Genomic DNA, 12,829 nt, shown 5'->3' with positions numbered 1-12,829 from the left:
TCGTCCATGAGCGGTTGCACATCATCCCTGGCAATACGCGAAAACTACGGCGAGCGCGCGTCCACGCGGATCGTTTTCCTGATCACCGGCATTGTCATGTCGGCCTGGGCGCCGCTGGTTCCTTTGGTAAAAGCGCGCACCGGGCTGGACGAAGGTGGCCTGGGCCTGTTGTTGCTGGGCTTTGGCATCGGCTCGATCGTGGCCATGCCGTTCGCCGGATACCTGACCGCGCGTTTTGGCTGTCGGCCGGTGATCATCGCCTCAACTCTGGCTCTGTGTGCGGTGCTGCCGATGCTGAGCCAGTTGACGTGGCTACCGGGGCTGGCGCTCACGGTGCTGTTGTTCGGCGCGAGCATGGGCATGCTCGACTGTGCGATCAATATCCAGTCGATCATCGTCGAAAAGAACAGCGGCGAAACCCTGCAATCGGGTTTTCACGGGCTCTATAGCGTGGGCGGAATCGCCGGTGCCGTGGCGATGACGGCGATGCTCAGTATTGGCCTGGATCCGCTGCCATCGGTGCTGTGCCTGGTGGCGATCATTCTCGCCTCGCTATATAAGGCTGCACCAAACCTGCTGCCTTACGGTACCGAGCGCGACGGCCCGATCTTCGCGGTTCCGCGCGCAATCGTCCTGTTGCTGGGTGTCCTCTGCTTCATCGTGTTCCTGACCGAAGGCGCAATGCTCGACTGGAGCGCGGTGTTTCTTGCCTCGCAACGCGATATGCCATCGAGCTACGCAGGATTGGGCTACGCCTGTTTCGCCGCAACCATGACGCTAGGACGGCTGACCGGCGACGCGATTGTCAGCCGACTGGGCGGCATTCGTGTAGTGACGCTCGGCGGTATCTGCGCGGCAGTCGGCATGCTGATTTCGCTGGTGTTCGATGGCTGGCCGGCGTCATTGCTGGGCTATGCGCTGGTCGGCGCCGGATGCTCGAACATCGTTCCGGTGTTGTTCAGCGCCGCAGGTCGACAACAGCGCATGCCGCAGCGCACCGCTATTCCGGCAATCATTTCCATGGGTTATGCGGGGATTCTGATGGGGCCGGCGTTCATTGGCCTGATCGCCCATTTCAGCTCGTTGACGATCGCCTTGGGTGGCGTGGCCGTGCTGTTGTTGTTTGTCAGCTGTGCCGCGAGGTTGCTCAAGGCCTGAACGCGGCGAACTCTGACGGGCCTGCGTCCTAACGTCGCAGCCGTCAGCTATTGGCAAATCCTGCGCAAGCCGTAGAATCCCGCGCGCTCTTGCAAGCGCGCGTCTGGTCACAGACGCGAACTTGCAGGGCTGGCCATGTCGTCCGACGCCACCGCCCTGCCCGATCGGCAGACATTTGCACAACACCTGTTCCAGCCTGGCAACCGCACGCGCAGTGGCGCACGTTGCGCTGTTCGATTTTCTTGAGGTTTTTATGTCTCCGCGTTTGCTGGCCATGGCGCTGGCGCCCCTGCTCGGGCTGTTCATTATTGCTCTGGGCAATGGTTTTCTGTCTTCCCTGACCACCCTTCGCCTGGACGCCGCCGGCGCCTCGGCGACGATGATCGGAATTGTTTCGTCGGCCTATTTCATCGGCCTGACGCTGGGCGCGGTGTTCAATGACCGGCTGATTCTGCGCATCGGCCATATACGCGCCTACGGCAGCTTCGCCTCGCTGATTGCCGTGACGATCCTGTTGCAGGGTCTGTTCTATGACACCTGGGGCTGGCTCGTCCTGCGGCTGATCAATGGCTGGGCCACGGTGGGTGTGTTTCTGGTGATCGAGAGCTGGCTGCTGCTGGCCGGTGACGAGAAGATTCGCGGGCGCTTGCTCGCGCTGTACATGATCGTCCTTTATGGCGCTGGCGTTTTGGGCCAGGCGACGCTCGGGATCATCACCGGCATGAGTGACAGCGCGCCGTTCATGGTCGCCGGCATGCTTGCTGCGCTGTCGGTGCTGCCGATCGTGATCCTGCCGCGCGTGTCGCCGCTGCTCGATCAGGTCGAACCCCTCAAGCCCCGGCAACTGCTGGGCGTGACGCCGACCGGGCTGGTCGGCTGTTTCGGCTCGGGGGTGACCATCGCGGCGATCTACACCTTGTTGCCGCTGTATCTGCAACGCAGAGGTCTGGACGTCGGAGAAGTCGGCAGCATGATGGCCTGGACGATCCTCGGCGCGATGCTGCTGCAGTATCCGGTCGGACGCTGGTCCGACCGCACGGATCGCTTGCAGGTGCTGACGCTTCTGACGGTGGCATGCACGGCATTATCGCTGGTGATTGTGCTGCTGCCGCTGTCTTCGACAATGCTCGCGGCGATGCTGTTTCTGCTCGGTGGCGGCGTCTTCGCGCTGTACCCGGTTGCCGTCAGCCACGCGGCCGACCGCGCGCCGGCCGAAGCGTTGGTGCCGATGATTCAGGGTTTGCTGCTGATCAACTCGCTGGGCTCGGCCATCAGCCCGATGATGATCTCGCCGGTGATGAACTCGTTCGGCGCCAACGGCCTGTTCTGGGTATTTGCGGTGGTCAATCTGAGCATGGTCAGCTTTTTCTTCTGGCGCCGCGGCAAACGCCCGGTGCCGGCCAACCCCGCACCTTTCACGGCGGCAGCAACCTACTCGCCGACGGGTGCGGAGTTGCGGGTCACCGAGGATTTGCGTGTGGCCGCTGAGGAGCATCCGGCGATGATGGATGCGATCAGCGGGGAACTGGTGATGCAGCCACGGTGACCGCTGATCAGCAACTGCCCGGCGGGATGCCGTCCTTGTTGAAGTCCTTCAAGCGCTCGCGCTCTTCTTCGGTGGAATGCGCCGGGGTGGTTTGATCCGGTACCTCTTGCGGCACTTCGGTATTTTCTTCAGTCATGGCTTTGCCCTCGTTGTCGATGCTATTTCGGCATCGGCGAGGGCTGGCAGTTCCGGATTTTCAGCTCCACCGCAGCCATGCGCTTCAGTTACGGCGAGCATTACCTTCAGCGAACAGCGCCAGATGCTTGCCTCAAGAGCGGGTACGCTCAATCAGCATCCTCTGCAACGTGTTGTCCTTCACCCAGTAATGGTGGAACAGCCCCGCCAACGCGTGCAGGCCGATCAGCCAGTAGCCGGCACTGCCAATCCATTCGTGCCAGTACTTGAGTTGTTTGGCCAGGTCCGGATCAATAGCCACCGGCGCCGGCACATGGAAACCGAAGTACGGAAACGGTTTATCGCCCGCCGCGAGCATGAGCCAGGCCAGGACAGGCGTGACAATCATCAATCCATACAGCGCCAGGTGCGTCAGGTGCGCAACTGCGGTCTGCCACGCCGGCGGTTTGGGGGTGATCGGTGGACGCGGGGTCAATCGGCCGATCAGACGAATCCACACCAACGCGAAGATGCTTGCGCCAAACAGCCCATGCATACCCATCAGCAGGCCGCGTGCTTCGCTGCCTTTGGGCATATAGCCTTTGATTTCGACGCACGCATACACACCGACGAACAACGCCAGCATCAGCCAATGCAGGATGATTGAGAGTTTTCCATAACGGGTTACAGCGGTGTCGCGAATCATAGGAAACGCCTCGTGATTGTTGTGGAGCGACGATCATCTCGCTCGAAATTATCGATCCGGTTGCCCTGAATCAAGGCTAACCATGCTTGCCCAGCCTTAAGGGAGTCTGAAGATCGGCGCTGCGGTTAACGGTTTTTCATCTTCAGACTTCGTTAAGAAATGGCTTGGATACTGCGCTCAAACCCATTGAGGGAGGCGTTCTGCCCATGCCCGAATTCGACTGGAACATCCCGCTGCCCTTGCACTTCGGCCAGGCCGAATCGTTGCCGATGACGCTGAGAAAAGCGTTGCCGGAGGACGAGCTGCGCGCGCCCTTCGAAGCCTTTATCCAGCAGCGTTTTCGCACGGCTCACGGTGCCGAAATCCGCCATTTCATGCCCGAGCTGTTCGGCATGCACAACAGCGATGGCCAGTTGTGCGCAGTGGCCGGGGTCCGTCGAGCGCATCTGGAGGCACTGTTTCTCGAGCGCTATCTGGATGAACCGATCGAGCCGTTGATCAGCGCCGCCGCCGGTCGTGCAGTGGATCGCAAGGTCATTGTCGAAGTCGGCAACCTCGCCGCCAGCGATACCGGCAGTGCGCGCCTGAGCATCATCGCCATCACCTATCTGCTGGCCATGGGCGGCCTGGAATGGGTGACCTTCACCGGCAACATCGGACTGGTCAACAGCTTCCATCGCCTCGGTTTGAAGCCCGTGACATTGTGCGCCGCTGATCCACAGCGACTGGGTGACGAGCGTCAACACTGGGGCAGTTATTACGAAAGCAAACCCTGGGTGCACGTCGGCAACATTCGCGCGGGATTTGTTCATCTGCGCAATATTGGCCTGTTCACTCGCCTGGGTTTGCCGACTTCCGTTGAAGGAGCCTGCCATGTCGCTTGAATTGCAGCGCTTCCAGGAAACCCTGCGCGACCATGCCCGACGCAATGACAACGCCTCAGCCCTGTGGGGCGACACGCTGAGAATAGATTACGCCACGCTGTATGCCGAGGTGTTGTATCGCCAGGAGCGCCTGCGCGATGAGCAGGTGCAGGTGATTGCGCTGGCGCTGGACAACGGCGTCGACGCGATGCTTTGGGATCTGGCTGTGTTGTTCGAAGGCTTGACCTGCGTAACGCTGCCACCGTTTTTCAGTGCCGCGCAGCGCGCCCATTGTCTGGAGCAGAGCCAGGCCGAACGGGTGATCGCCGAGCCGGAACTGCAAGCCGAGCTGCTGGCGGCGGGCTATGAATTACGAGGTGAATTCTGGTGTCGCTCGTTCAATGGCCCGAGTCGCATGCCGGCGGGCACCGCGAAACTCACGTTTACCTCCGGGACCACCGGCACGCCGAAAGGGGTGTGCCTGAGCGCCGACAGCTTCCTGCGAGTTGCCCGGGAGCTTGATCAGGCAAGCGCAACCGCTGGACCGGAGCACCATCTGGCGCTGTTGCCTTTGGCGATCCTGCTGGAGAACCTGGGCTGTTATGCCGCGCTATACGCCGGTGCGGTGTTGAGCCTGCCAAGCCAGACAACCCTCGGCATTCAAGGTGCCAGCGGCATCGATGTTGCGCGCCTGCTCGGTTATCTGGGCAAGCGTGCGCCGGAGAGTCTGATACTCGTGCCACAGCTGCTGCAAGTTCTGGTCAGCGCCGCTGAACAGAAGGCTTTCGATCCGCAAACCTTGCTCTTCGCCGCGGTCGGTGGCGCGCGGGTGTCAGCGGATCTGCTGCACCGCGCGCAACGGGTCGGGTTAGCGGTTTACGAGGGATACGGCTTGTCCGAGTGCGCCTCGGTCGTATGCCTCAATCGCCCCGGCGCGCGCCGTCCGGGCAGCGTCGGGCGCCCTCTGCCTCATATAGAGGTGCGGTTGGCCGAGGACGGGGAAGTGCTGATCAAGGGTTCGGTGTTGCTCGGTTATCTGGGGGAGCCGGCGTATACCGATCAATGGTGGCCGAGTGGCGACCTGGGCGAGTTCGATCCGGAAGGTTTTCTCTATCTCAAGGGCCGCAAAAAACACCAATTCGTCACCAGCTACGGGCGAAACGTCAACCCGGAATGGGTCGAGTCGGAACTGACCCAGCGCCGCCACATCGCTCAAGCGTTCGTCTATGGCGAGGCGATGCCGCACAACCACGCCCTGCTCTGGCCGCATCGTCCGAACTGCACCGATGCCGAGCTGGCCGCTGCCGTCGCCGAAGCGAACGAGGCGTTGCCCGATTACGCCCAGGTGCATCAGTGGACGCGCCTGGCGCAGCCCTTCACCGCCGCCAACGGCCTGCTCACCGCCAATGGCCGGCCGCGCCGTGACGCCATCATCGCGCAGTACCACACGCAATTGACCGAATCCGCCACTTCCGAGGAATCCGCATAATGAGTTTTTTCGACACCCTGCAAGAAGCCACACAACGCGAACGCCACGAGCTGTTCAACCTGCCGATCATCGTCGATGCGTTGCAAGGCAAGGTCAGCCTCGACAGCTATCGGGCTTTTCTTGCCCAGGCTTACTACCACGTGCGCCACACCGTGCCGCTGATGATGGCTTGCGGTGCACGCCTGCCGACGCGCCTGGAATGGCTGCGCAAAGCGGTGTGCGAGTACATTGAGGATGAATACGGCCACGAACAATGGGTGCTCAACGACATTGCCGCCTGTGGTGGTGATCGCGACGCCGTGCGCGATGGCCAGCCGTCATTGTCAATCGAGCTGATGGTCAGTTTTCTCTACGACCTGATCGCCCGGGGCAATCCGGTGGGTCTGTTCGGCATGGTGAACGTGCTCGAAGGCACCAGCATTGCCCTGGCGACCCACGCGGCGGGGAGCATTCGCGATCGCCTGGCGCTGCCGGAAACGGCATTCAGCTATCTGAGCTCCCACGGCGCGCTCGATATCGAGCACATGCAGACCTATCGGCGGTTGATGAATCAGCTGGAAGACCCTGACGATCAAGCGGCGGTCATTCATGCCTCGAAAGTCGTCTATCGCCTCTACACCGACATGTTCCGTGATCTGCCGCGCGACGCTGAGGCTCAACATGCAGCTGCATGAAGCCCGCGTGGTGCTGACAGGTGCCAGTGGCGGCATCGGCCTGGCCATCGCCAGTGCCTTGTGCGCCGCCGGTGCCAGGGTATTGGCCGTGGCGCGGCATCAGGAGGCGCTGTTGCCGCTGCTTGAGCGGTATCCGCAGAACCTGTGCTGGGTCGCCGCCGATCTGACCTTCATCAGCGATCGGCGCAAAGTGTTGGCCGCCGCCGACGCCATCAGCGGCATCAACCTGCTGATCAACGCCGCCGGGGTCAATCACTTCGCCATGCTCGAACAGCTCGATGACAGTGACATCAACGCGATGCTGGCGGTGAACATCAGCGCGCCAATCTGCCTGACCAAAATGCTGTTGCCGCAGCTCAAGCAGGCTGACAGCGCGATGGTGGTCAACGTCGGCTCGACCTATGGCTCGATCGGCTACCCCGGTTACGCCAGTTATTGCGCGAGCAAATTCGCCCTGCGCGGGTTCTCCGAGGCGTTGCGCCGCGAGCTGGCCGACACGCGGGTCAGCGTGTTGTATGTCGCGCCCCGGGCCACCCGCACCTCGATGAACAGCGCCGCTGCGCAAGCCTTGAACGATGCCCTCAAGGCCAGCGTTGACGATCCGCAGACCGTGGCGTCGGCAGTGATGCATGCGATTGCCGGCGACCGTCGTGATCTCTACCTAGGCTGGCCGGAGCGATTTTTCGTCCGTTTGAACAGCTTACTTCCGCATCTGGTGGATCGCGGTCTGCGCAAGCAATTGCCACTGATCCGCCGTCTCAGTGAAAAACCTGACAACGAGGCTTCAAAGCCATGAAAAAACTCTCCACATGCCTGCTGTTTGCCGCCCTCAGTCAAAGTGTCTGGGCGCTTGAGCCGGCTGATCAGCAACGTCTCACCGGCATCCAGCAGAACTGGGCGCACATTCAATACGAGGTCGCGGAAAAGCAGCGCGCCGCGGCGTTCGAGCAATTGGCCAGCGAAGCCAACGCGTTCACCACGCAACGTCCGAATGTGGCCGAAGCCTGGATCTGGAAAGGCATCGTCACCAGCAGTTGGGCCGGTGCCGAGGGCGGGCTCGGTGCCCTGGGCAAAGCCAAGGACGCCAAAGCGGACCTGGAAAAATCCCTGACGCTTGACCCTAAAGCCCTGCAAGGCTCGGCATACACCAGCCTCGCTGCATTGTACGATCGGGTACCGGGCTGGCCGATCGGCTTCGGCGACAGCGACAAGGCCGAGCAATTGCTCAAACAAGCCCTGCAGCTCAACCCCGATGGCATCGACAGTCTGTACTTCTGGGGCGACCATCTCTACCGTCAGAAGCGCTACGCTGAAGCCAAGGCAGCGCTGATCAAGGCCAGACAAGCCGCACCCCGTGCGGGCCGCGAAAGTGCCGATGCCGGGCGTCGTAAAGAGATCGACGCCTTGCTGGTGGACGTGAACAAGAAACTCGACTGAAAGGAGTGCGCGTGCGTTTATTACTGATCGAGGATGACGTGGCGCTGGGTGAAGGCATCTATCAGGCGCTGGGCCGTGAGGGATACACCGTCGACTGGCTCAAGGACGGCAGCAGCGCCTTGCACGCGCTGCTCAGCGAAACGTTTGACGTCGCCGTGCTGGACCTCGGCCTGCCACGCATGGATGGCCTCGAAGTGTTGCGCCGCCTGCGCGACAGCGGTTCGAACCTGCCGGTGTTGATTCTCACCGCTCGCGATGCCACCGAAGACCGCATTGCCGGACTCGACGCCGGTGCTGACGATTACCTGGTCAAGCCGTTCGACCTCGCCGAACTCAAAGCCCGCCTGCGCGCCTTATTGCGCCGCAGTGCCGGGCGCGCCCAGGCGCTGATCGAACACGCCGGCATCAGCCTCAACCCCGGCACCCAGCAGGTCAGTTATCAAGGCCAGCCGGTCGCGCTCACCCCCAAGGAATATCAGTTGCTGCACGAACTGCTGTCGCCGCCGGGGCGGGTGATGACTCGCGATCAATTGATCCAGTTGCTCTACGGCTGGAACGAAGAAGCGGAAAGCAACACCCTGGAAGTGCACATTCATCACCTGCGCAAGAAGTTCTCCACCGACCTGATCCGTACCATCCGCGGCGTGGGTTATCTGGTGGAGGAGCGTCGATGACCTCGATCCGCCGGCGCACGCTGACCCTGATCATCGGCCTGTTACTGGCCGGTCTGGCGATACTCAGCACCTTCAATGTGCATGACAGCAACCACGAAATCGCCGAGGTGTACGACGCGCAATTGGCGCAGAACGCACGCCTGCTGCAGGGCGTGATGCGTATGCCGATGGCGAGTACCGAGCACGCGCAGTTGTATCAGGCCTTCAATCAGGCTCTCGGGGAAGCCAAGCCCCGGGTTGACGGACATCCTTACGAAAGCAAAATCGCCTTCCAGGTGTGGAACCCGCAAGGCGAGGTGCTGGTACATACTGCCAGTGCGCCCTCCTTCACTGCGCCGCCGACGAGAACGGGCTTCAGCGACGTCGTCGATCTGAAAGGTCGGCAATGGCGAGCGTTCATGCTGGAAGACAAGCAGAACGGCCTGCGCATCTGGGTCGGCGAGCGCGACGATGTGCGCACCGACCTGGTCGACCGCATCGTACGCCACACGCTGTGGCCGAACATGCTCGGCAGCCTGATCCTCGCCGCCATGGTCTGGCTGGCCATTGGCTGGGGGCTCAAGCCGCTGGCAGACATGGCGGCGACTCTGCGCGCCCGTCACAGTGGTTCACTTGAGCCGCTGCAACTGACGCCCCTGCCCAGTGAGCTGGAGCCAATGCAGGCAGCGCTAAATCGCATGCTCGCGCAGATTCAGGAAGTGCTCGGCCGGGAGCGTCGCTTTATCGCCGATGCCGCGCACGAAATGCGCACGCCGCTGGCGGTGCTGCGGGTGCATGCACAAAATCTGCAGGAGGCCGGTACCGAAGAGGAGCGCCGTGAGTCACTTGAGTTTCTGATCTCCGGAGTCGACCGCACGAGCCGACTGGTCAATCAGCTGCTGACCATGGCGCGTCTTGAACCCAAACCTAACCCGCCGCCACTGCAACGCATTGATCTCAGCGAAACCGTACGCAACAGCCTGGTGCAATTGACACCATGGTTGCTGAGCAAACACCTTGAATTGATCTTCGAGGTCAGCGACCAACCGTTTCATGTCCTCGCCGACCCCGCCGCCATCGACATTGCGCTGAATAACCTGATCACCAACGCGGCGAATTTCTCCCCCGAACACGGTGCGATCACCGTGCACCTGAGCGAGTCCGATGGCTTCTGTCATTTGACGGTCGACGATCAAGGGCCGGGAATCGATGAATCGGACAGAGAGCGATTGTTCGAGCGTTTCTACAGCCGTGGCACGGCGCATGGAGCCGGGTTGGGGTTGACCATTGTCAACACCATCGCGATGCGACTGAACGGACGGATTGAACTGACTAACCGCGCAGAGGGAGGTTTGAGGGCGACGTTATCGATTCCGGCAGGGGAATAATCATCCGATTGATTCAGCTGTATGCCGCCGGCCCCAAATACCTGCTGCTCAGCGCTCTGCTCTACGCGCTTGGCTCGTTGATTTACCTGGGCACGCTGAAAACACGTCAGGGTCAGCCGCTCAGCGGTCCGGAAACGGGTGTGTTGATCATCATCTGGGCCGCCGCGATTTACGCTGGCCGGATGTTGTGGGCCGGAACGCTGACTTTGTAAGGTGCACCAGCGTTTTCGCTAGACCGCCAGTACGCTGCAGGGAACCTGGTACAGAATATGTTCGGTGGTACTTCCCAGCAGTTTTTCCAGCCCGTGACGTTGAACCCTGCCCATCACAATCACATCCACATCGTGCTCTTCGGCAAACTCACTGATCACCGCCACGGGATGCCCCTCCCTGCTATGCCTGTGCTCGTCCGTCACACCGAATTTCCTCGCCAAAGCGCTGTAATGCGCTTGCAGTTCCTTGCGCCGGGCATTCATCAATTCCGAAACAGTCCAGTTGTTCACCACTTCATCCAGATAATTTTGCGAGACGTCATAGGCATATAACAGGTGCAACTCTGCACCGAACTGAGTGGCGAAGGATGTCGCCTGTTCGACGATCCGGTCATTGAGAGCGCCCCCATCATCTTCGCTTGCAGCTACATCCACTGCCGCTACGACCTTGCGCGGCAGACCCGGGCCAGCAGCGCCCAACAAGTAGACCGGCACCGGACAATCACGCAGCAGCTGCCAATCCAATGGGGTAAACAAAGCGCGTTTGAGTAAGGATTCGTGCTGCACTTCCTTGATCAGCAAATCGGGCTGGTTCACGGTGACGTGATCGAGGATCTCTCGTTTCATGTCTTCGGACCAGCCAACCTCCGTCGTCACCCGCAAACCTTCGGCTCGCAGGCTGGCAGCCTGGCTTGCCAGCCACTCGTGATGGTCCTGTAAATAGGCCGCACGGGCCCTTGCCCGATCCCCTTCCTCCAGCAGCGACAGGAAATCCCACCATTTGATCAAGGCTGCGATATGCAGCGACGCGCCGCTGGCTTTAGCCAGGGCGGCGGCCTGGCTTATCGCCGGAGAATGGCGCAGGGCCGGGTTGATGATCAGCAACAAGTGTTGATATTGGCTCATGTTTGTCTCCAGAGAGATGGACATCTGCGCTCATGTCACTCGCAGCTGACCCGGGCGGAAAGAATCAGACAACAACGTCAATCGAGGTTGCGCCATAGCTCGGCGACGTCCTTGATAAATGTCATATGCAAGGCGCATGGTGCTCGTCCCCCCCACTGAGAAACCTGAATATGGAGGCTTGTCCACCACCCTTGCGCAAGCGCCTGGGAAACCGACAAAGCGGCGATGAAACTGGCGAGCGGCATTGATCTGGATCAATCGCTGCGACGACAAACTGGATCGAAATAGGGTCATGATTCGGCGGCGCCCGCGTTTCGGATCAGGGACAGTCACAAGCTGCTCGAACACGTGAAAGTTACAGATGCGGCCACAGGGTGACAGGTCCGCAACCCACCCTCATTCTTGCTTTGCGAGGTTCACGATATGGTCATCAATGATCCAGCCATGACAACCGCCAATGTCCGCGACGCAATCGATGACAGTGGCGCACTGTTTCACGAAGCCGATCGGCTCAGCGAACAGGCCTATGCCGTCCTTGAAGAGCCGTTTTCTCCAGACACCATGCACAAGTTCAGCGAAGCGAGGAAACGCGCCGATGAGAAATATCGGCACGCCTGGCAACAAGGGCAATACGCACATGGCGGGCGCAGTCACTGATTGATTACCCTCAACCGATTACCATCAACTGCTGCGATGACCGGTCAGGCTGTGGCAGGGATTGCCTTGACCATCAACAAGCTGCAAGGAGCCCGGTTCACCAGGCATTCGGCCGTGCCGCCGATGAAGCCGTCCAGCGCCTGATGGTGACAGATGCCGAGCACCAGCAGGTCGAACGCGTTCTGCCGGGCGAAGTCTTCGATCACCCGGTACGGGACACCTGCAAACATGTGGCTGTGCTGTTCATCGAGACCATAGCGCTCGGCCAGCGTATCGAAGGCTTCCTGCTGAGTGTCGTTGATCGCATCGCGCAAACTGTGATCCAGACTCAAGTTCGGCACACTCATCGCCGCATCACCCACCACCGACCAGTTGCTCACATTCAACAAGTGCAGCGAGGCATCGCATTTCGCTGCCAATGTCGATGCAACGCCGAGTATCCGGTCGTTGAGCCCTTGGGTCAGATCCTCAAGATGCGACAGGTCAATGGCCGCCAGTATCTTCAAGGGTTTCGGATGTGCGGCCTCGATGACCAGATGCACGCAGGCGGGACAATCTCGTACCAATAGCCAGTCCAACGGCTGGTGAAACGTTTGATTGAGCGCCGAAACATGGTGAGCATCCTTGATCACCAGATCGACATGAAAGTCATTGATGTACTCAAGTACATGCGCCGGCGTGGCCCTGGCCCAGACCACTTCGGTGCTGACTTGCACGCCGGCGCCACGTTGAAACCGGGCCTGCTGCTCCAGCCACTGGCGATGCATCTGCAAATAGCCTTCACGCGCTTGCGCCATGGCGTCGTGGTCGAACAAACCGGCCAACGCCAGGGACTGGACATGATCGAACGCCACGATGTGCAACAACGCGCCACTGGCGCGAGCAAGTGCCTGGGCGCGATCAAACGCCGGGGTGCGGGTCATTTCGGCAGGTGCGATCAACAGAATGCGTTTGAGCCTGAACATCACGTGTATTTCCAGTCAGCGCCATTGGACGATTCTGCAACTCTGCCAACCGCCACGCTTG

Annotated in this window: 15 protein-coding genes; 11 read left to right on the top strand and 4 right to left on the bottom strand. The window is 60.7% G+C overall.

From position 1 onward, the window contains the following. Nucleotides 1-6 precede the first annotated feature (6 nt). Together AB4O45_RS25855 and AB4O45_RS25850 are read left to right on the top strand one after the other, a co-directional pair. Nucleotides 7-1,158 carry an MFS transporter gene (locus AB4O45_RS25855; protein WP_252887857.1) on the top strand — a complete coding sequence of 384 codons (1,152 nt, stop codon included), beginning with the start codon at nt 7-9 and terminating at the stop codon, nt 1,156-1,158. 253 nt (nt 1,159-1,411) lie between these two features. Beyond that, the gene (locus AB4O45_RS25850) at nt 1,412-2,704 is read left to right on the top strand and encodes an MFS transporter (protein ID WP_460160818.1); all 1,293 of its coding nucleotides are present in this window, start codon (nt 1,412-1,414) and stop codon (nt 2,702-2,704) included. A 7-nt stretch (nt 2,705-2,711) separates the two neighbouring features. On the opposite strand, the gene AB4O45_RS25845 is transcribed toward AB4O45_RS25850, so the two are convergent. Both AB4O45_RS25845 and AB4O45_RS25840 read right to left on the bottom strand, forming a co-directional pair. Further along, nucleotides 2,712-2,840, bottom strand: coding sequence for a hypothetical protein (locus AB4O45_RS25845; protein WP_095179833.1), 129 nt, complete (start codon nt 2,838-2,840; stop codon nt 2,712-2,714). Nucleotides 2,841-2,972: 132 nt separating this feature from the next. Next, nucleotides 2,973-3,524, bottom strand: coding sequence for a cytochrome b (locus AB4O45_RS25840; protein ID WP_252869434.1), 552 nt, complete (start codon nt 3,522-3,524; stop codon nt 2,973-2,975). A gap of 206 nt (nt 3,525-3,730) precedes the next feature. Between AB4O45_RS25840 and AB4O45_RS25835 the strand changes: the two genes are divergently transcribed. Genes AB4O45_RS25835 through AB4O45_RS25800 form a run of 8 tightly spaced genes read left to right on the top strand, consistent with a single transcriptional unit; the run spans nt 3,731 to nt 10,240 of the window. Further along, entirely contained in the window at nt 3,731-4,408 is a 678-nt protein-coding gene (locus AB4O45_RS25835) for a thermostable hemolysin (RefSeq protein ID WP_460160817.1), read from the top strand. Next, nucleotides 4,398-5,876 carry an AMP-binding protein gene (locus AB4O45_RS25830; protein WP_460160816.1) on the top strand — a complete coding sequence of 493 codons (1,479 nt, stop codon included), beginning with the start codon at nt 4,398-4,400 and terminating at the stop codon, nt 5,874-5,876. The genes AB4O45_RS25835 and AB4O45_RS25830 overlap by 11 nt, the downstream gene beginning before the upstream one ends. Continuing rightward, complete coding sequence (locus tag AB4O45_RS25825; protein WP_041478762.1) at nt 5,876-6,550, top strand: TenA family transcriptional regulator; 675 nt, start codon at nt 5,876-5,878, stop codon at nt 6,548-6,550. The genes AB4O45_RS25830 and AB4O45_RS25825 overlap by 1 nt, the downstream gene beginning before the upstream one ends. Continuing rightward, complete coding sequence (locus tag AB4O45_RS25820; RefSeq protein WP_130929940.1) at nt 6,537-7,346, top strand: SDR family oxidoreductase; 810 nt, start codon at nt 6,537-6,539, stop codon at nt 7,344-7,346. Before AB4O45_RS25825 ends, AB4O45_RS25820 begins: the two co-directional genes overlap by 14 nt. Further along, nucleotides 7,343-7,987, top strand: a complete 645-nt coding sequence (locus AB4O45_RS25815) for a tetratricopeptide repeat protein (RefSeq protein WP_041478760.1) — start codon at nt 7,343-7,345, stop codon at nt 7,985-7,987. Before AB4O45_RS25820 ends, AB4O45_RS25815 begins: the two co-directional genes overlap by 4 nt. A gap of 11 nt (nt 7,988-7,998) precedes the next feature. Continuing rightward, complete coding sequence (locus AB4O45_RS25810) at nt 7,999-8,661, top strand: response regulator (protein WP_016774538.1); 663 nt, start codon at nt 7,999-8,001, stop codon at nt 8,659-8,661. Beyond that, nucleotides 8,658-10,028 (top strand): ATP-binding protein, encoded by a 1,371-nt coding sequence (locus AB4O45_RS25805; protein ID WP_460160815.1) that lies wholly within the window; start codon nt 8,658-8,660, stop codon nt 10,026-10,028. The genes AB4O45_RS25810 and AB4O45_RS25805 overlap by 4 nt, the downstream gene beginning before the upstream one ends. A gap of 8 nt (nt 10,029-10,036) precedes the next feature. Further along, nucleotides 10,037-10,240, top strand: coding sequence for a hypothetical protein (locus AB4O45_RS25800; protein ID WP_056785583.1), 204 nt, complete (start codon nt 10,037-10,039; stop codon nt 10,238-10,240). Nucleotides 10,241-10,258: 18 nt separating this feature from the next. Here AB4O45_RS25800 and AB4O45_RS25795 read toward each other — a convergent pair whose 3' ends face one another. Continuing rightward, complete coding sequence (locus AB4O45_RS25795; RefSeq protein ID WP_305382987.1) at nt 10,259-11,146, bottom strand: universal stress protein; 888 nt, start codon at nt 11,144-11,146, stop codon at nt 10,259-10,261. Nucleotides 11,147-11,590: 444 nt separating this feature from the next. Here AB4O45_RS25795 and AB4O45_RS25790 point away from each other — a divergent pair, with 444 nt between their 5' ends. Next, nucleotides 11,591-11,803 (top strand): hypothetical protein, encoded by a 213-nt coding sequence (locus AB4O45_RS25790; protein WP_460160814.1) that lies wholly within the window; start codon nt 11,591-11,593, stop codon nt 11,801-11,803. Nucleotides 11,804-11,847: 44 nt separating this feature from the next. Here AB4O45_RS25790 and AB4O45_RS25785 read toward each other — a convergent pair whose 3' ends face one another. Next, a complete protein-coding gene (locus tag AB4O45_RS25785; protein ID WP_460160813.1) occupies nt 11,848-12,768 on the bottom strand; it encodes a universal stress protein in 921 nt (306 codons plus the stop codon). Nucleotides 12,769-12,829: the final 61 nt, after the last annotated feature.

This window comes from Pseudomonas sp. S2_B10 (genome assembly GCF_054668425.1).
The sequence above is the reverse complement of the archived record's forward strand: the minus strand, read 5'-3'. Positions and strand labels throughout refer to the sequence as shown.

Coding starts and splice junctions, on each gene's coding strand:
- AB4O45_RS25855 (WP_252887857.1), top strand. CDS start 7: ATGAGCGGTTGCACATCATCCCTGGCAATACGCGAAAACTACGGCGAG.
- AB4O45_RS25850 (WP_460160818.1), top strand. CDS start 1,412: ATGTCTCCGCGTTTGCTGGCCATGGCGCTGGCGCCCCTGCTCGGGCTG.
- AB4O45_RS25845 (WP_095179833.1), bottom strand. CDS start 2,840: ATGACTGAAGAAAATACCGAAGTGCCGCAAGAGGTACCGGATCAAACC.
- AB4O45_RS25840 (WP_252869434.1), bottom strand. CDS start 3,524: ATGATTCGCGACACCGCTGTAACCCGTTATGGAAAACTCTCAATCATC.
- AB4O45_RS25835 (WP_460160817.1), top strand. CDS start 3,731: ATGCCCGAATTCGACTGGAACATCCCGCTGCCCTTGCACTTCGGCCAG.
- AB4O45_RS25830 (WP_460160816.1), top strand. CDS start 4,398: ATGTCGCTTGAATTGCAGCGCTTCCAGGAAACCCTGCGCGACCATGCC.
- AB4O45_RS25825 (WP_041478762.1), top strand. CDS start 5,876: ATGAGTTTTTTCGACACCCTGCAAGAAGCCACACAACGCGAACGCCAC.
- AB4O45_RS25820 (WP_130929940.1), top strand. CDS start 6,537: ATGCAGCTGCATGAAGCCCGCGTGGTGCTGACAGGTGCCAGTGGCGGC.
- AB4O45_RS25815 (WP_041478760.1), top strand. CDS start 7,343: ATGAAAAAACTCTCCACATGCCTGCTGTTTGCCGCCCTCAGTCAAAGT.
- AB4O45_RS25805 (WP_460160815.1), top strand. CDS start 8,658: ATGACCTCGATCCGCCGGCGCACGCTGACCCTGATCATCGGCCTGTTA.
- AB4O45_RS25795 (WP_305382987.1), bottom strand. CDS start 11,146: ATGAGCCAATATCAACACTTGTTGCTGATCATCAACCCGGCCCTGCGC.
- AB4O45_RS25790 (WP_460160814.1), top strand. CDS start 11,591: ATGACAACCGCCAATGTCCGCGACGCAATCGATGACAGTGGCGCACTG.
- AB4O45_RS25785 (WP_460160813.1), bottom strand. CDS start 12,768: ATGTTCAGGCTCAAACGCATTCTGTTGATCGCACCTGCCGAAATGACC.